The sequence below is a fragment of the Yoonia sp. D2-7 genome, from assembly GCF_055809435.1.
Genome location: NZ_CM147912.1, coordinates 235,126 through 252,203 on the forward strand (window position 1 = coordinate 235,126; position 17,078 = coordinate 252,203).

The 17,078-nt window shown below is 55.5% G+C and carries 14 protein-coding genes and 1 riboswitch; of the genes, 7 read left to right on the top strand and 7 right to left on the bottom strand.

All coding sequences use genetic code 11. The features are described 5' to 3' along the window. Nucleotides 1-15: 15 nt before the first annotated feature. A complete protein-coding gene (gene panC / locus AC0L7R_RS01010; protein WP_473658370.1) occupies nt 16-858 on the bottom strand; it encodes a pantoate--beta-alanine ligase in 843 nt (280 codons plus the stop codon). Continuing rightward, the gene (gene panB, locus AC0L7R_RS01015) at nt 855-1,682 is read right to left on the bottom strand and encodes a 3-methyl-2-oxobutanoate hydroxymethyltransferase (RefSeq protein ID WP_473658371.1); all 828 of its coding nucleotides are present in this window, start codon (nt 1,680-1,682) and stop codon (nt 855-857) included. The genes panC and panB overlap by 4 nt, the downstream gene beginning before the upstream one ends. Before the next feature lie 126 nt (nt 1,683-1,808). Between panB and AC0L7R_RS01020 the strand changes: the two genes are divergently transcribed. Then, entirely contained in the window at nt 1,809-3,284 is a 1,476-nt protein-coding gene (locus AC0L7R_RS01020; RefSeq protein ID WP_473658372.1) for an ABC transporter substrate-binding protein, read from the top strand. A gap of 40 nt (nt 3,285-3,324) precedes the next feature. On the opposite strand, the gene AC0L7R_RS01025 is transcribed toward AC0L7R_RS01020, so the two are convergent. Continuing rightward, complete coding sequence (locus AC0L7R_RS01025) at nt 3,325-3,753, bottom strand: 6,7-dimethyl-8-ribityllumazine synthase (protein ID WP_473658374.1); 429 nt, start codon at nt 3,751-3,753, stop codon at nt 3,325-3,327. A 78-nt stretch (nt 3,754-3,831) separates the two neighbouring features. Next, nucleotides 3,832-3,975: riboswitch (FMN riboswitch) on the bottom strand. Between the two features lie 34 nt (nt 3,976-4,009). Here AC0L7R_RS01025 and AC0L7R_RS01030 point away from each other — a divergent pair. The 5 genes from AC0L7R_RS01030 to AC0L7R_RS01050 are packed head-to-tail and all read left to right on the top strand — an operon-like array spanning nt 4,010 to nt 10,036. Beyond that, a complete protein-coding gene (locus AC0L7R_RS01030; protein ID WP_348107100.1) occupies nt 4,010-4,957 on the top strand; it encodes an ABC transporter permease in 948 nt (315 codons plus the stop codon). Then, a complete protein-coding gene (locus AC0L7R_RS01035; protein WP_473658375.1) occupies nt 4,954-5,766 on the top strand; it encodes an ABC transporter permease subunit in 813 nt (270 codons plus the stop codon). The genes AC0L7R_RS01030 and AC0L7R_RS01035 overlap by 4 nt, the downstream gene beginning before the upstream one ends. Then, nucleotides 5,763-7,349, top strand: coding sequence for a dipeptide ABC transporter ATP-binding protein (locus AC0L7R_RS01040; protein WP_473658377.1), 1,587 nt, complete (start codon nt 5,763-5,765; stop codon nt 7,347-7,349). Before AC0L7R_RS01035 ends, AC0L7R_RS01040 begins: the two co-directional genes overlap by 4 nt. Nucleotides 7,350-7,369: 20 nt before the next feature. Beyond that, nucleotides 7,370-8,377 carry a P1 family peptidase gene (locus tag AC0L7R_RS01045; protein ID WP_473658378.1) on the top strand — a complete coding sequence of 336 codons (1,008 nt, stop codon included), beginning with the start codon at nt 7,370-7,372 and terminating at the stop codon, nt 8,375-8,377. Nucleotides 8,378-8,404: 27 nt separating this feature from the next. Next, nucleotides 8,405-10,036: an alpha-D-glucose phosphate-specific phosphoglucomutase gene (locus AC0L7R_RS01050; RefSeq protein WP_473658380.1), complete on the top strand. Its 1,632-nt coding sequence runs from the start codon at nt 8,405-8,407 to the stop codon at nt 10,034-10,036. 124 nt (nt 10,037-10,160) lie between these two features. On the opposite strand, the gene AC0L7R_RS01055 is transcribed toward AC0L7R_RS01050, so the two are convergent. After that, on the bottom strand, nt 10,161-11,033 hold the full coding sequence (locus tag AC0L7R_RS01055) for an NAD(P)-dependent oxidoreductase (protein WP_247127966.1): 873 nt from the start codon (nt 11,031-11,033) through the stop codon (nt 10,161-10,163). Between the two features lie 73 nt (nt 11,034-11,106). Next, nucleotides 11,107-13,638: an EAL domain-containing protein gene (locus tag AC0L7R_RS01060; RefSeq protein WP_473658382.1), complete on the bottom strand. Its 2,532-nt coding sequence runs from the start codon at nt 13,636-13,638 to the stop codon at nt 11,107-11,109. A gap of 529 nt (nt 13,639-14,167) precedes the next feature. On the opposite strand from AC0L7R_RS01060, the gene AC0L7R_RS01065 reads away from it, so the two are divergent. Beyond that, nucleotides 14,168-14,680 (top strand): copper chaperone PCu(A)C domain-containing protein, encoded by a 513-nt coding sequence (locus AC0L7R_RS01065; RefSeq protein WP_473658383.1) that lies wholly within the window; start codon nt 14,168-14,170, stop codon nt 14,678-14,680. 13 nt (nt 14,681-14,693) lie between these two features. On the opposite strand, the gene ppsR is transcribed toward AC0L7R_RS01065, so the two are convergent. Continuing rightward, entirely contained in the window at nt 14,694-16,145 is a 1,452-nt protein-coding gene (gene ppsR / locus AC0L7R_RS01070; RefSeq protein ID WP_473658384.1) for a transcriptional regulator PpsR, read from the bottom strand. A gap of 11 nt (nt 16,146-16,156) precedes the next feature. After that, nucleotides 16,157-16,915, bottom strand: a complete 759-nt coding sequence (locus AC0L7R_RS01075; RefSeq protein WP_473658385.1) for a cobalamin-dependent protein — start codon at nt 16,913-16,915, stop codon at nt 16,157-16,159. Nucleotides 16,916-17,078: the final 163 nt, after the last annotated feature.

Here is a 17,078-nt window from a genome sequence, read left to right on the forward strand (position 1 = left end):
GAGTTAGATAGTTCCTCAAACAGCAATATTATCAATCAACCGCACTCCAGCCAGCCAAGCTGCTGCGAACAACCGCGCCCCCTCAACTGGTTGATCCAGTAACCCAAGGTCCGTTCCGTCCCGCAGGTCGAGGTATTCCACCTCGTTGAACCCCGCGTTCACGATCTTCCTCTTTGCGTCGTCCAGCAGGTCCGACATCCGCCCGCCCGCCAGCAACGCGGTGCGCAATTCGTTCATCACCTCCGCCAAAGCAGGCGCTTTTACACGCGCCCGGTCCGAGATCAGCAGGTTGCGCGATGACATTGCCAACCCATCTTCTTCGCGGATCGTGGGGCAGCCAACGACATCGATTGGAATGTCCAAATCCATCGCCATGCGCCGCACGATTTGCAGCTGTTGGTAGTCTTTTTCGCCGAAAAACGCTTTGTCAGCCGACGTCTGCAAAAACAGCTTGGACACCACCGTCGCCACGCCATCGAAATGACCGGGCCGGTGTGTGCCGCAGAGCATATCGGTCAGCCCGTTCACCGACACGTTCGTCGCAAAACCGTCAGGATACATCTGCGGCCCGTCGGGATTGTAGATCAGGTCAACGCCTATGGATTCCAGTTTTTTCGCATCTTCCTGTTCGGTGCGCGGGTAGTTTTTCAGATCGTCGGGATTGTTGAACTGTTTGGGGTTCACAAAGATCGTGACGATCACGCGGTCGCAGGTTTCGCGGGCGGCCCGCGCGAGCGACAGGTGCCCTTGATGCAGAGCGCCCATCGTCGGGACCACACCAATCGTTTCGCCAGCCCTGCGCCAGATCGCGGTCTGCGTGCGAAGACCCGCGAGCGTCTGTTCAATCGGGGCGATCATTTGCTTGGCGCTTTGTCAGAGAACACATGTTCAGCGGCAGGGAATGTCCGCGCGCGCACTTCCTCTGCGTAGGCTGCAATCGCGGCTTCGCCGTCGTCTGCAAGATGGGCGTAGCGTTTGACGAACTTGGCTTTGAACGCTGTGAACATGCCAAGCATGTCATCCACGACAAGGATTTGACCGTCACAACCCGCACTTGCGCCGATCCCGATGGTGGGGATGTCGACCTGCGTTGTGACCTCATCGGCGAGCGTTTCCGGCACTTTTTCAAGCACCACGGCAAAAGCGCCTGCCTCGGCCACAGCAACGGCGTCGGCCATCAACGTGTCACCCGCGTCACCGCGACCTTGCACTTTATAGCCGCCCAGCGTGTTGATCGACTGCGGTGTCAGGCCGATGTGGGCCATGACGGGAATGCCGCGCTTGACCAAAAATGCGATGGTCGGGGCCATTTCAACGCCGCCTTCCAGCTTCACCGCACCTGCGTTCGTTTCCGACATCAGGCGGGCGGCGTTGCGGAATGCTTGCTGTGGGCTTTCTTCATATGACCCGAACGGCATGTCGATCACCATCATTGCGCTGGCCAATCCGCGCGATACGGCTTGTCCGTGCATCACCATCATATCCATCGTCACACCCAGCGTGGATGGCAATCCGTGCAGCACCATCCCGACGCTGTCGCCAACCAGAACAAAGTCGCAATGCGCGTCCATCATCTGGGCCATCGGTGTCGTGTAGGCGGTCAGGCTGACCAGCGGAGTCCCACCTTTGGCTGCCCGAATATCATCAGGCATTGGGGCGCGTTTTTTGGCTGTGGCGCTCATATTGGCAGTCCTTGGTTAGCACATGTTGACGGGCCCAATAGCAGTCACACAGCTTGGTTTCTAGCCATGGGACTTGATTTGACCCAAGGTTGCGTCGACAGTGATGGGAACCAGAAGGGGTTCATCATGAAACGTTTCCAGACATTCATCGCGTCATCCTTTGTTGCGATTTGCGCGACTGGCGCATTGGCCAATGACAGTGTGACCATCGCCGTCCAGCTTGAACCGCCTAATCTTGACCCAACCGGTGGCGCAGCACAGGCGATTGATACGGTGGTCTATCATAACGTGTTTGAAGGTCTGACGCGGTTCGAGGCGGACGGCGCTGTGGTGCCAAGTCTTGCGCAAAGCTGGGATATTTCCGACGACGGTTTGGTCTACACGTTCAGCCTTGTACCTGACGTGATGTTCCATGACGGCACGGCGATGGACGCGGATGATGTGGTGTTCTCGCTGGATCGTGCGCGGGCCGAGGATAGCACAAACGCGCAAAAGGCGTTGTTTGCCGGTATCGAAAGCGTCGAGGCGGTTGATCCTTTGACGGTGAAGGTCACCCTGTCCCAGCCAAACGGATCGTTCCTGTTTAACATGGCATGGGGCGATGCGGTAATTGTGTCGGAAGACAGCATCGCAGATATCGCGACGAACCCGATCGGCACGGGTGCCTATAAATTCAGTGATTGGGCGCAAGGCGACCGGATCGAATTGGTGCGCAATGGCGCCTATTGGGGCGATGCACCTGCGATTGACACCGCGACATTCCGGTTCATTAGCGATCCAACGGCGGCCTTTGCGGCTGTCATGGCCGAAGATGTGGATGCCTTTGCCGGTTTTCCTGCGCCTGAAAATCTGCCGCAGTTCGACGCTGATCCACGTTTCACGGTGCTACGTGGAAATACTGAAGGTGAGACGATCTTGTCGACCAACAACAAAATGCCGCCGTTTGATGATGTGCGGGTACGCCAAGCTGTCGCCCATGCGATCGACCGCCAAGCGATCATTGACGGGGCGATGTTTGGGGTTGGAACGCCGATTGGGACCCACTTCGCGCCGCATAACCCTGATTATGTCGATCTGACCGCGAATTCGAACTACGATCCTGAAAAGGCAAAAGCGTTGTTGGCCGAGGCTGGCTTTGCGGACGGGTTCACGACGACGCTGAAACTGCCGCCACCATCCTACGCGCGGCGCGGCGGAGAGATTATCGCGGCCCAACTGCGCCAAGTTGGGATCGAAACCGAGATTAGCAATCTGGAATGGGCGCAATGGCTGGAAGAAGTGTTCAAAGGGAAGGACTTTGGCCTGTCGATCGTCAGCCATACGGAACCGATGGACATCGGGATCTATGCGAACCCCGACTATTACTTCCAATATGACAATCCCGATTTTCAGGCGCTGATGATGGACCTGACCGGAACTGCTGATCCAGCCGCGCGGTCCGATCTGTTGGCCCAAGCACAGACGATAATCTCGGAGGATTACGTCAATGGCTATCTGTTTGAACTTGCGTGGACGTCTGTCGTGAAGGCCGACTTGCAGGGTATGTGGGAAAACCAGCCGACGGCGTCAGTCGATCTGACGGCGCTTAGCTGGGCAGAATAATTGTAAAAGCCTCCGGCGATCATAGCCGGAGGCATTCGACTTAGGCGGCTGCATGCAAATTCTGATACACGCCCGTGATCGACAGCGCGGCCTTTGCCGCCTCGCGGCCTTTGACCTTGAAATGGTCGCGGTAGATCGCGGTGTGGTGCGCCGTTTCCTGAAAATGATGGGGCGTCAGGCTGACGGACAGGATCGGGGTATCGGTCTGCAGGCCTACGTCCATCAGCCCTTTGACCACAGCATCGGCCACAAATTCATGCCGGTAGATACCGCCATCAACGACCAGCGCGGCACAGGCGATTGCGTCGTACTGCGGGGCAAGTCGTTTGGCGAGCAACGGCATTTCGAACGCGCCTGGCACGTCAAATACATCAACGTTTGGGATCAATTCCTGAAAACCTACAAGCGCCTGATCAACGATATCAGCGTGCCAGTTGGCTTTGATGAATGCAAAACGGGGTGGTGTCATTTGTGATCTCCTTTTGTAACAATCGACACGTCACCCAAGGCATCACACGTCCACACTTGCCCCAAGGGACATGCGTGACCGCGTTCTCTTTCATCCAGACTATCACTGTCGGCTCAGGCATCGCACCTGATCTGCTTGACCCTTTCGCGGACGAAAGGCGCTCGCGGGCTCGTGTTGCCACATACCGCCGGTGGGGAGTTACACCCCGCCCTGAGAACGCTGTGATTGATACACGATTGATATATGGGTGCAAGTGATGATCCGATATGTCTTGGGCCGATTTCTGTCACTCGTGATCAGTCTGATTGTGGCGTCTTTCGTGATCTTCGCGGTGATCGAAATCGCTCCGGGTGATCCGGCGTCGTTCATGTTGGGGATCAACGCGCAGCCCGAAACAGTGGCGGCGCTGCGGACTGAACTTGGGCTCGATGTGGCGAAACCCGTGCGTTATCTGAATTGGGTGACGGGGATGATCACGGGCGATTTTGGTACGTCGTACACCTACCGCGCACCTGTGTCAGAACTGATCGCAGATCGCGTCGTCGTGTCTTTGCCTCTTGCCATTTACGCACTGATCTTATCGACGCTCATCGCCTTTCCGGCGGGCATTTACGCTGCATCCCGCCGTGGCCGTATCGGCGATATGTCGGTGATGGGGGCCACGCAATTGGGCGTCGCGATCCCGAATTTCTGGTTCGCGATGATCATGGTTCTGATCTTTGCTATCAATCTACGTTGGTTTTCGGCGGGTGGATTCCCCGGTTGGGACAAAGGGTTCTGGGGCGGGATGAAGGCATTGACGCTGCCCGCCATATCATTAGCGTTGCCCCAAGCCGCGATCCTTGCGCGTGTGATGCGATCATCCTTGCTGGACATGCTAGGTGAGGATTTCATGCGCACCGCCCGCGCCAAAGGGCTGTCGCAACGCCAAGCGCTTTGGAAACACGGGGTGCGCAATGCGCTGATCCCCGTGCTGACGATCATCGGTTTGCAATTCTCGTTTTTGCTGGCGGGCGGGATCATTATCGAACAGGTGTTTTTCCTGCCCGGTCTTGGTCGCCTGATTTTCCAAGCCATCAGTGCTCGCGATTTGATCGTCGTGGAAAGCGTGGTGATGTTGCTCGTCTTCGTCGTAATCTTGGTGAACTTCGTGGTCGACATCGCCTATGCCGCCGTCGACCCACGTCTGAGGACACGAGCATGAAGGGGCTGTGGATTGGTGCAATTCTATCGCTAAGCTTTATCGCGATGGCACTGCTATCCTTCGTCTGGACACCCTACGATATCGAGGTGTTCGATATCCCGAACAAACTGAAATCACCCGATGTGGCGCACTGGCTTGGCACCGATCAATTTGGGCGGGACATCCTGTCGATGATCATGATGGGCGCGCGGACATCCATCGCGGTGGCACTGCTCGCCGTGGGAATCGGTATGGCCATCGGGGTGCCTTTGGGCCTGTGGGCAGCTGCAAAGCGGGGCGCGTTTATTGATGAATTCATCATGCGTGGGAACGATTTGATCTTCGCTTTCCCATCGTTGGTCATCGCGATCCTGATCACGGCTGTATTCGGGGCAGGGGCGGTTAATGCGATCATCGCCATCGGCATCTTTAACATTCCTGTCTTCGCGCGACTGACTAGAGGGGCAGCACTGTCGTTATGGGAACGTGATTTTATCCTCGCGGCCCGCGTTTGCGGGAAGTCGGCGTACCGCATATCGTGGGAACACATCCTGCCCAACGTCCTGAATTTGATGATTGTTCAGGGCACGATCCAATTTTCGCTTGGCATTCTGGCTGAAGCGGCACTGTCCTACATCGGATTGGGTGCGCAACCACCCACAGCAAGTTGGGGGCGGATGCTGGCAGACGCGCAGACGCTGGTCAGCTTCGCGCCGTACACCGCCCTGATGCCGGGCGGGGCAATTGTTGTGATGGTCTTGGGTTTGAATTTGCTCGGTGACGGCTTGCGCGACGCGCTTGATCCACGGATCAGGGTCGACCGGACATGACATTACTGCGCGTACAAAACCTGTCGGTCGCGATCCACGAGACACCGATCCTGCACGACGTTTCGTTTGACGTGCAGGCAGGCGAGATCGTGGCAATTACAGGCGAAAGCGGTTCTGGAAAATCGCTAACAGCGCTGGGCGTGATGGGGCTTTTGCCGCGCGGGTCTGTGGCAACGGGTGCAATTGATCTTGATGGGCAAGACGTATTGCAAGCGTCAGAAGCGCAGTTGTGCGGGATGCGCGGGAATGATGTTGGCATGGTTTTTCAAGAACCGATGACCGCGCTCAATCCCGTGCAAACCATCGGTGATCAGGTATCCGAAACTATTCGCGTGCACGGGTATGCATCACGTGCAGATGCGCGTAGACGGGCCGCTGAAATGTTGGCGCGCGTGGGCCTGCCCAATGATCGGTTTCCGCTGTCGCGCTATCCCCACGAATTATCCGGGGGGCAACGTCAGCGCGTCGTCATTGCGATGGCAATCGCGCTGCGGCCCAAATTACTGATCGCGGATGAACCCACGACGGCGCTGGACGTGACGACACAGGCGACCATCCTTGCGCTCTTGCAAGACCTCGTGGCCGAATTTGATATGGGCCTGCTGATGATCACCCATGATCTGGCGGTTGTGGCGAATATGGCTGATCGGATCGTTGTGATGCAGAAGGGGCGGATCGTGGAACAGGGGGCAACCGCCGATCTTCTGCGTACAAAACAACACCCATACACACGGGCGCTATTCGCGGCGTCTGAGCACAAGGTTGTATTACCCCCCGTCGCTGCGCACAGTCCGCTCTTATCGGTCCAGCGCGTCAGCCGTGATTACCGCACGCCACGCCCTTCGTTTTTTGCGAAACCGGGGCGGTTTCGCGCTGTTGATGGTGTCAGCTTTGATTTGCGGCGCGGTGAACGGATTGGCCTTGTCGGGGAAAGCGGATGTGGAAAATCGACCCTAACACGGGCTATTCTTGGGCTAGAGCCTGTTCAGGCTGGTACTATCATACTTGATGGCGATCCTGTTTTCGCGGGCAAACAGCCGAACCTGAGCGTTCGTCGCAAGATGCAAGTCGTGTTCCAAGACCCGTTTGGGTCGTTCAACCCGCGTCATCGTGTCGGACGTTTGATCGCAGAGCCATTCCATTTGTCCGACCCTAGGCCGACACAGGCGGAACAGCAAACCCAAGTGGCTCAGGCGCTTACCGACGTCGGTTTGAAACCGGAAGACGCACACAAATACATCCATGAATTTTCAGGTGGACAACGTCAGCGCATCGCCATTGCACGCGCCTTGATCACGCAACCCGATCTGATCGTTTTTGACGAAGCCGTCTCTGCGCTTGATGTGTCTGTGCGGGCGCAAGTGCTTGACTTGATTGCAGCACTTTGCGCGCAACGGTCTTTTTCATATCTGTTCATCTCGCATGACTTGTCGGTTGTGCGGACGATCACGGATAAGGTGCTTGTCATGCAAGCGGGCAGGATCGTCGAACAAGGCGCAACCGAAGACGTCTTCCAAAATCCGCAGCATCCATACACGCAAACATTGCTTGCAGCCGCACCAACTTTACCGGACGATGGGTGAAACCACTGAAAAGGGAACTGATGAAAACCGGCCCCCTCAATTTGATCACCGACGTGCGCGGTTTGCGGGTCGGAAATGCGCAAGACAGTGATGTCAAAAGCGGCGTGACTGTCGTGACGGCGGATACCCCATTTACGGCTTCGGTGCATGTGATGGGCGGTGCACCTGGAACGCGTGAAACGGATTTGCTGGCCCCTGATAAATTGGTTCCTGCGGTTGATGCGTTGTTTCTGTCTGGTGGATCGGCTTTTGGACTAGACGCGGGATCAGGGGTAATGGACGGATTACATGCCGCTGGACGAGGTTTTGCCGTAGGCAATGTAACAGTCCCCTTGGTGCCCGGAGCGATCTTGTTCGATCTGATCAATGGGGGCGACAAAACGTGGGATCAGAACCCGTATCGCGCGCTCGGGCGGGCGGCATATAATGCGGCAGGTTCAGAATTCGCGCTGGGCAGTCATGGTGCTGGCACGGGCGCGACGGCTGCGATGCAAAAGGGCGGGTTAGGGTCGGCTTCTGCTGTTTTGCCAGATGGGACGACTGTGGGCGCGTTGGTAGCGGCTAATCCGATTGGGTCTGTTACGACGCCTGATACCCGCCATTTCTGGGCTGCGCCCTATGAGGTCGGGGAAGAATTCGGCGGTTATGGCGTCAATCCGTCTGCGCATCTGGGCGACCTACCAGATAGTCAAAAGGCGGCCGCAATGGCGTCGTCCGGCCAGCCAACTAATACAACGATCGCAATTGTTGCGACTGACGCCCCGTTGACCAAAGCGCAATGCCAACGCGTCGCCGTTGCAGCACACGACGGTATGGCCCGTGCAATTGTGCCGTCGCATACGCCCTTCGATGGGGATCTCGTTTTTGCGGTATCGACGGGTGAAGCCAAAACACCTGTCGATGATGGGGCGCTTTTGGCGATTGGACATGCCGCCGCCGTTTGCCTGAGCCGTGCGATTGCACGCGGCATCTACTACGCGACACCTGCGAAAAATGATCTCTTGCCGTGCTGGTCAGAGACCCTGTAGCCGTTGGTTGAATTTAAAGGACAGATTATGACGCGCAAAACAGTTCAGACCGCTCCGATTGATGGCCAGAAACCCGGAACTTCGGGTCTGCGCAAAAAGGCGCGGGTGTTCATGGAGCCGCATTATCTTGAGAATTTCGTCCAATCGATCTTTGACGGGATCGGTGGTGTTGCGGGCAAAACACTGGTGGTTGGCGGCGATGGGCGGTTCCACAACGATGTCGCGGTCCGGACAATTTTGCGTATGGCTGCTGCGAACGGGGCGGCGAAAGCTATTGTGGGGCAAGGCGGTTTGCTGTCGACCCCTGCCGCGTCACACCTGATCCGGCTGCATAAGACGGACGGTGGCATTATCCTGTCGGCCAGCCATAACCCCGGCGGGATTGATGAAGACTTTGGTATTAAGTTCAACACGCCGAACGGTGGACCCGCGCCTGAGGCCGTGACAGACGCCATTTTTGAACGAACCACCACGATTGATGCCTACCACATCTGGGAAGGTGACGCGCCGGATATCGACCAAATCGGCGACAGCATGCTTGGCGAAATGGCTGTCCAGATTGTCGATTCAGTCAGCGATTACGCGGATTTGATGGAAACCCTGTTCGACTTTGGGGCAATCCGAGCGCTTTTTGCAGACGATTTCACTATGCAGTTTGACGCGATGAACGCGATCACGGGCCCCTATGGGCGCGAGATTTTGGAAAACCGATTGGGCGCGCCCAAAGGGACCGTCGTGCATGGAACGCCGCAGCCGGATTTCGGTGGCATGCACCCTGACCCTAACCCGACGTGGGCGCATGAACTGATGGAAACGATGTTTGCCGAAGACGGACCTGATTTTGGCGCGGCCTCTGACGGGGACGGTGACCGGAACATGATCGTGGGCCACCAATGTTACGTCAGCCCGTCCGACAGTCTTGCGGTTATCGCGGCCCACGCCACGTTGGCGCCGGGTTATAAGGAAGGCTTAACCGGTGTGGCGCGGTCGATGCCAACTTCTGCTGCGGTGGATCGGGTAGCCAAATCGCTGGGCTTGCCTTGCTTCGAGACCCCGACAGGTTGGAAGTTTTTCGGCAACCTGATGGACGATGGGCAAGTTGCACTGTGCGGCGAAGAAAGCTTTGGCACGGGGTCGGACCACATCCGTGAAAAAGACGGTCTTTGGGCTGTACTGATGTGGTTGAACATAATCGCAGCGACCGGGCAGGGCGTTGCGGAATTGCTGAAGGCGCATTGGGCTTTATATGGTCGGAACTACTATTCGCGGCATGATTTCGAAGCCATTCCAACGGAACAGGCTGACATCGTCTTTGACGGCCTACGCGATAAACAAGCGGGGCTTGTGGGGCAGGTTTTTGCGGGTCTAACCGTCACAGCGGCGGATGAATTCAGCTATAACGATCCGGTTGATGGGTCTGTGTCCCACCATCAAGGCCTACGTGTGATGTTTGGGGATGGGACGCGATTCGTCCTGCGCAAATCTGGCACGGGCACAACGGGTGCGACGCTGCGGTTGTATTTGGAAGCATTGGAAGAAGATCCGGCGAAGCTGGATCAAGATGCGCAGACGGCTTTGGCTGATGTAATTGCTGCGGCGGATGCAATTCTGGGCATGGAAGCCGCGACAGGGCGTACCAAACCAGACGTCATCACCTAGATTGTCTGACCGAAATGGGCCTGCCAAGGCAGGCAAGACATTTTGGATAGCTGAACGCCGACGGCAGTGGGGATGATAGACCTGATGCCTCCGGCGGAGATATTTATGACCAAAAGAAGCGGCGTTATCCCACAGACGTCAGGCGTTTGAGCAGGGAAGAGGTATCCCACCGACCACCTCCCAGTTTTTGGACGTCTTTGTAGAACTGATCGACAAGTGCTGTGACAGGCAAGCTTGCGCCGTTTTCTTCTGCTGTTGCCAAGCAAATTGCGAGGTCTTTGCGCATCCAATCGACGGCAAAGCCATGATCAAATTCGTCGGCGATCATCGTCTTATAGCGGTTCGCCATTTGCCAACTGCCAGCCGCGCCCTGACTGATCACCTCTACCACGGATTCGCCGTCAAGTCCGGCCTTATCGGCAAAGTGAAGCGCCTCTGACAGGCCCTGAACCAGCCCTGCGATGGCGATTTGGTTGCACATCTTGGTAACTTGTCCCGCACCACTGTCACCAATCCGGCGGCACAATTTGGCGTAAGTCGTGATGACTTTTTCGGCAGCATCATACTGGGCCTGCACACCACCACACATGATCGACAGTTGACCATTTTCAGCGCCTGCTTGACCACCAGACACAGGCGCATCAACGAAACCGATGCCCTTGTCGGCGGCAGCTTGGAATAATTCACGTGTCACGGCGGCGGACACGGTTGTGTGGTCTACGAACAATGTCCCGTCGGCCATTCCTGCAAATGCACCGTCATCGCCAAGTGTTACTGACCGCAGATCGTCATCGTTGCCGACGCAGGCCATCACCAAATCAGCGCCGATTGCGGCTTCGCGAGGTGTTTTTGCGGCTGCCCCGCCGTGTTCTTTGACCCAAGCGTCTGCTTTTGCAGCGGTCCGATTATAAACGGTGACGTCGTGGCCAGCGGCTTGCAGATGTCCGGCCATCGGATAGCCCATGACGCCGAGGCCCAAGAATGCGAGTTTTGCCATAAGAGGTCGCCTTTTGATTTGGTAAGTTTCCTTGACCGCAGCATGGCGAAAACAGCAGTCGTCGCAAGGTGAATTATAAGTTTGGCAGAAGCTCTTGTATGTCGTCAACGCCCATGGGACGGGCCAGACCGTAGCCTTGCAAGAAATCGCACCCAAGACTTGCGAGAACTTTGACGTGTTCTTGGGTTTCGACGCCTTCTGCGACGACTGAAATGCCTAAAACGTGTCCGATTTCGATGATGGAGGCCACCAACCTGCGTTGTTGCTGACTGCGGACAAGGGGCATGACCAATTGGCGATCAATTTTCAGCCGGTCAGGCCGGAGGTTTAGCAACCCCACCATCGAGGCATGGCCGGTCCCAAAATCGTCGACTTCGATCGCGATCCCGAGTTTGCGGATGCAATCGAGATTGGTCGCAAGGTTATCATCCGCATCGTCGAGAAATACGGATTCTAGCAGTTCAAAAGCGAAGTTTTGTTCTTCGTCGGCGAGGTGGGATATGCGCATGGCAAGCATCGGATCCAAGAGCCGCTTGGCCGAAACATTCACCGAGATTTGTGGAACGTATTTCCCTGCTGAGCGCCACCGCGTTGAATCTTTCAGTGCCTGTTCGAATACGACCTGATCGATCTTTGCAACGATATCAAGATCTTCGGCAACATCCAGAAATGCATCGGGCGTTAACCTACCTCGTGTGGGGTGATCCCACCTGACCAACGCTTCTGCGCCGGCAATTTCAAGCGTCTTGCAGTCATATTGCGGTTGGTAAACGCACTGAAATTGGCCTTCATCAAGTGCGATGAGCATGTCGTCTGCGCATTGCCGTCGCGCCAGTGCCGCCGTTTTCAGGTCCGCCGTGTAAAAGTGCAGTTGCCCGCGCCCGTCTTCTTTAGCGCGGTAAAGCGCGAGATCTGCGTTTGAAAACAGCGCTGTGTCATCCATCAGTAGGTGGTCGTCTGTCGCGATGCCGATGCTCAGCCCGAAACGGCATTCGTGGCCTTCATACATAAAGGGACGTTTTGATTCCTGAATGATGCTGCGTGCCCAATACCCCAAAAGCGCATTGTGAGGGGCGTGATCCAAGAAAACGGCGAATTCATCACCGCCGACACGCGCAACGATGCAGTTTGGCGTCGCTGCACTGCGCAGAATATCAGCAACATGGCGCAAGACCGCATCACCGGCCGCATGTCCCAATGTATCGTTGATCTGCTTAAACCGGTCGAGGTCGATATGTAGCACCGCACTGCGCATCTTGTTTTCAACGCGGCGGTCCCGAGCGTTTTTCAGATAGCGTTCGAGCATGCGCCGATTTGGCAAATCGGTCAGCGCATCGTGGTTGGATTGGTATTCCATTTCTGCGCGTGCGGCTTCCAAAGCAGCATTTTGTTCAACCGCTTTTTCGTTGGCTTCGCGCAGCGCTTCGGCCTGTTCATGTTCGCGTGTTGTATCCCAATTGATGCCAATCAGTTTGTCCACACCCTGCGCATCAGTAAAGTAATGCCCAGTCGAACGCAGATGGCGCATCACGCCATCGCCGCGAATGATGCGATATGACAGATCAAAATCGACACGGTCGCGCATCGAAATTGCGCTTGCTTCAACGATTTCATCATAGTCATCGGGGTGAAGCGAATCTTCCCATATCGTTCTGGATTTTTGCTGATCACCATCGGTGATCCCATACATCGCGTACATCTGCCGGTCCCACGTGACAGTTTGCGTGTCGATGTTGAATTCCCAAACGCCGAAGCCTGACGTTCGTATGGCCAGTTCTAAACGCTTCGAAACATCGTCGTATTGGTCGCCGAGTTGCTTGAGGTGGGTGATGTTTGTATCGGTGCCAATGATGCGCATCGGCTGGCCGCAAGGGTCGCGCGATACGACCTGACCGCGTGACAAAATCCAAATCCAATGTCCTTCGGCGTGCTTTTCGCGATATTCGTAAAAGAACTGATCAAGCTCTCCACGCTCAACGGCATCCATAGATTTCATCAGGGCGGCGTGATCCAGAGTGTGGACGCGATTGAGCAAGTCGCTGCTGCTTGTCACACCCGGGTGATCCGCGGGAAGGCCACGGATAAGACGCCACCCTTTGGAAAAATAACGGATGTTCGCGGCGTTATCGATGTCCCACATGCCGTGCATTTCGCTGTCCATGGCGTGGAGCCAGCGAAACTTAAGTTTGTTGAGTTCTTCTAACGACGATTGGGTCTGTTCCAGCTGTGAAACATCGCTATCGGTCCCGATAATTCTAATCGGTTTTCCGTTTTCGTCGCGCTCCGTGACTCTGGATTGCGACCGAATGAATATCCAATGCCCATCAGCGTGCTGTTCGCGGAATTGCACATCGCAGGCACCATCAAGCATCAATTTGCGAGTAGCCTGCAACACATTTGACAGGTCGTTGGGGTGTATGCGGGCAAGTTGGGCCGCGCGCGATGTGTGTAAATGTTCGGATTTATCGAGGCCACGCAACGCAAACCATGCATCGGATCGAAACGATTCTTTCAGGGACCGATCATAGGACCAGAAACCGTCAGGCAGGTTGTTGATGACTTCGGACCAAAAGCAGCTTTCCGGTCGGTAACCATTGGGTTGCATGTCACAACTGCGGCTTGGGACAACAAGGCCTAGGATACCAGAATCCCATTTCTGGATCCCGCCCACAGCCGTGAACCAAATCGAACGCCCCTTGTGGGTGGTACGAAAAACGCAGCCATCCCCGTGGGTTAAGCCTATTGGACTAAGTCGATCTATAAACGCGCTGCGTTGGGATGGGTGAATAAGGCTACAAATATTTGGGCCAAAAACTGGGGTAGGGTCAGCGCTGATCCAATCGACCCAAGCATCATTATGGTGAATAATGACACCATCCGGCTTTAAATAGACTGCGGGAATCGTCAGCGGGTCAATCAGGCTAGCCGCTAGCAAGTCCGTCGGAGATTCACGCCCCATTCTCAACTTGTTTGCCTCGCTTCCACAATCGCCCACCCAGCTATCGCTAATAAAGGTTAAGATAGCGTTAAGAATTTAATTGCTGACACAATCAGCTGTGACATCTAGCCACTTGTACCGTGTGCCTGACAAAGTTACCCAACCGATGAAGCCTATGAGTAAAGGGATGATTCAGATGCTTAGATTTATGGCGGTTTTGACAGCCGTTGCGATGCCATCACTGGTCGCAGCACACGAGTATAAGGTTGGTGATCTGGTGATCGACCACCCCGCCGCCAAGACAACACCTGCGTCCGCAATGACCGGCGCGGGCTACTTGACGATCACGAATAACGGCGACGCGGCTGATACATTGATTGCCGTTGAAGCTGATTTTCCGCGCGTTGAAATCCACGACGTGAAAGTCGAAAATGACGTGGCAACGATGTTCCAGATCGAGGGCGCAGAAATTGCACCGGGCGAATCTGTGACGTTCGCGCCGGGTGGCAAGCACATCATGTTTATGGGCCTTGATGGCGACCCCTTTGAAAAAGGTGAAGCTGTGAATGCGACGCTTGTGTTTGAAACAGCGGGTAGGATCGAAGTCGTCTTTGACGTCGAAACGCTTGAAGAAATCGTCGAGCGCGTTGGTTCAGGGCATATGGACGGCATGAAGATGGATCACGGCGAAGGCCACGACGACCACTAAGGCATGTCTTTAATTACTCTCCTGCGGTTCCATCGCGGGAGAGTAGATTGAATTTGCGCAGCTTCACATAAAGCGATTGCCGCGAAAGCCCCAGCATTTCTGCGGCGGCCACGCGGTTGTTCATGGTCAAAGCAACCGCCGTTTCAATACACATTTTTTCGACCACATTTGTCGTTTCTGCGACGATGTCTCTCAATGTGGCCTGACCGACAAGTTCTTTCACGGATTGCATCGTATCTTCGGCCGTCGGGCCGGTAGCCTCGCGGGCGGTGTCTGACCCCGTATTTTCGCGGATCACATATGCAAGCAGCGGCGTTTTACCGGCCATGATCTGCGAGACAGAGATATCAACAGCGCGTGGACTGCCATAATCACCCGCAACACGGGTCGCGTAAAACCGCATCTTGCCGTTGCGAGCTGCATTTTCAGCCATGACTTTGACGTCGACCGTGCCCCTTTGGAGGTAGTTGGCAAGGTTATTGCCCCGCACCGAAATATCGTGTGCGATGTCGATCAGGTTCAGGAACCCGTCATTGGCCGACATGATCGTGCCGTCGTCGGTCGTGAAAACGATCGCGTCTGTGCTGCTTTTGTAAAGACCGCGCAAATTCGCTGACAGATCGTCAGGGCGAACGGCTGCCTCATCTTTCGGGGCGATACGGCACAACAGGACGCGTTCGCCCGCCGCCCGAAACAGAGTCGGTGTCATCAACAGATCAACACCGGATTTGCGCAGTGTGGCTGTGACGGGGGTGTCCGTCTCTGCAATTGCTTGGGTCGTCATGTCCGCGACAAGATCACCCGCTTTGCGCACAGCAAATGAATCCGCGAAATGTCGACCGACCAAACTGTCACGATTGCTTTCCAGCAGGTTGGCGGCGATGTGATTCGCTTCAGTAATCAGACCGCTATGTGCCGACACAAAGACCATGGCGTCGGTTGTGTTTTCCATAAGAACTCGAAACCGCGTGTCATGTTCGCGCTGCGTTTCGTAGTCTTGTTCAAGCGCGATCTGGGCTTGGACCAATTGTTGCTGCATCTCTGCGACAGGACGCAGATCACGCCCAAGCATCAAAATAGCACCGTCTGGGCCAATGCTGTGGAAACTGTAACGGATGGGGAATTCCCACCGACCTGTTGCGCTGGCGTGGTTCAGTTCAACAGGTTTGACGTTCTCGTCTTCGCGCAAAAATGCAGCAAGGCGGCTTTCAAACTTTGGAATGCTTTCCGTTGTCAGGATCGTGCGGATGTCGCGATTTTCGAACCGTTCGAACGACTTGAATGAATCGTACAGCGGATTGACCAGCACCGATAACACGTGACCTTCGCTTGAAATCACGATGCCGAGGTCAGCGACCTCAGCAATGATGTTGCCCAGAATTTCAGGAGCGATCAGTGGAATGGAGCCGGAGTTCCAGTATTTTGTACCGCGCGATGTCATCGCTGTCGTACCGGTGTTTGGCACTTGGTCATGGTCTAGGTCCTGGCGGTATTTTGGGACGGCTGTTCTTTTAGGCCGCAAAATGTGATCGCCTCATCGATATTTGATGTCATGATGTCCGCCCCGGTCAGGGCCGCAACATCGGCTGATGTCTCTAAAACCGACCCGCCAATCGCAATCGGCAAACGGTGAAAAGTTAACGTCCGTACAAACTCTATCAAACGACGCAATTTATCAAGGCTTTCAGACCGCGCAGCCGAAATGAATATGGCGTCAAAAGCAATGCGATCCATCAAACTGGCAACAGATTGCCGGTCGGCATCAAATGCCATCCTGACTGAATACCCGTTACGGCGGAGTTGCCCTGCAATAACTGCCGCCCCAAGTGTGTGGGCAGCGTGCCGTGGGGTGATCAACAAGACGCCGGGTGCATTCGCGGGCGCCGTCGAATCTGCGGACCATTCCGGGCCGAGTTCGCGTAGCAATGCCTGTAGGCGGGCCACCCCAATGGTCACACTGGCAAATCCAAGAATGTCGCTGCACCAGTGATCGCCCAAAACCTTGGCAACCGCAGGAATGTAGTGATCGGCCAAAGTCATCTGCGCAATTCCGGCGCTGGCGGCTTGCGCAACGGTCAACTTGCAGTCTTCGCGGCCGGACGACAGCGCAGCATCGTAAAGCGACAAAAGGATGTCTGCGTTCAAAGCGGGGTTTGCGTTTGCAAGCTGTGCTTTCGTTTCAGACGCGCCAATCCGCAAACCCCGAGGCGCTTTTGTTGTTGATGATTGAGTCATCTGCGCACCTTTGTGCCGTTTCGGAAAGGATCATTCAGTGGGATTGCAAGAAGTGACATGCAGTGTCTGCGCAAGTTGACGAATTGTCAAAGATAATTGACACTTTTTCTAACTCGGTTTTGCAAAAATTGCCCTATCTTTATAATATATAGGGCGAAATTTG

Coding starts and splice junctions, on each gene's coding strand:
- panB (WP_473658371.1), bottom strand. CDS start 1,682: ATGAGCGCCACAGCCAAAAAACGCGCCCCAATGCCTGATGATATTCGG.
- AC0L7R_RS01025 (WP_473658374.1), bottom strand. CDS start 3,753: ATGACACCACCCCGTTTTGCATTCATCAAAGCCAACTGGCACGCTGAT.
- AC0L7R_RS01020 (WP_473658372.1), top strand. CDS start 1,809: ATGAAACGTTTCCAGACATTCATCGCGTCATCCTTTGTTGCGATTTGC.
- AC0L7R_RS01035 (WP_473658375.1), top strand. CDS start 4,954: ATGAAGGGGCTGTGGATTGGTGCAATTCTATCGCTAAGCTTTATCGCG.
- panC (WP_473658370.1), bottom strand. CDS start 858: ATGATCGCCCCGATTGAACAGACGCTCGCGGGTCTTCGCACGCAGACC.
- AC0L7R_RS01065 (WP_473658383.1), top strand. CDS start 14,168: ATGCTTAGATTTATGGCGGTTTTGACAGCCGTTGCGATGCCATCACTG.
- AC0L7R_RS01055 (WP_247127966.1), bottom strand. CDS start 11,033: ATGGCAAAACTCGCATTCTTGGGCCTCGGCGTCATGGGCTATCCGATG.
- AC0L7R_RS01060 (WP_473658382.1), bottom strand. CDS start 13,638: ATGCAACCCAATGGTTACCGACCGGAAAGCTGCTTTTGGTCCGAAGTC.
- AC0L7R_RS01045 (WP_473658378.1), top strand. CDS start 7,370: ATGAAAACCGGCCCCCTCAATTTGATCACCGACGTGCGCGGTTTGCGG.
- AC0L7R_RS01040 (WP_473658377.1), top strand. CDS start 5,763: ATGACATTACTGCGCGTACAAAACCTGTCGGTCGCGATCCACGAGACA.
- AC0L7R_RS01050 (WP_473658380.1), top strand. CDS start 8,405: ATGACGCGCAAAACAGTTCAGACCGCTCCGATTGATGGCCAGAAACCC.
- AC0L7R_RS01030 (WP_348107100.1), top strand. CDS start 4,010: ATGATCCGATATGTCTTGGGCCGATTTCTGTCACTCGTGATCAGTCTG.
- AC0L7R_RS01075 (WP_473658385.1), bottom strand. CDS start 16,915: ATGACTCAATCATCAACAACAAAAGCGCCTCGGGGTTTGCGGATTGGC.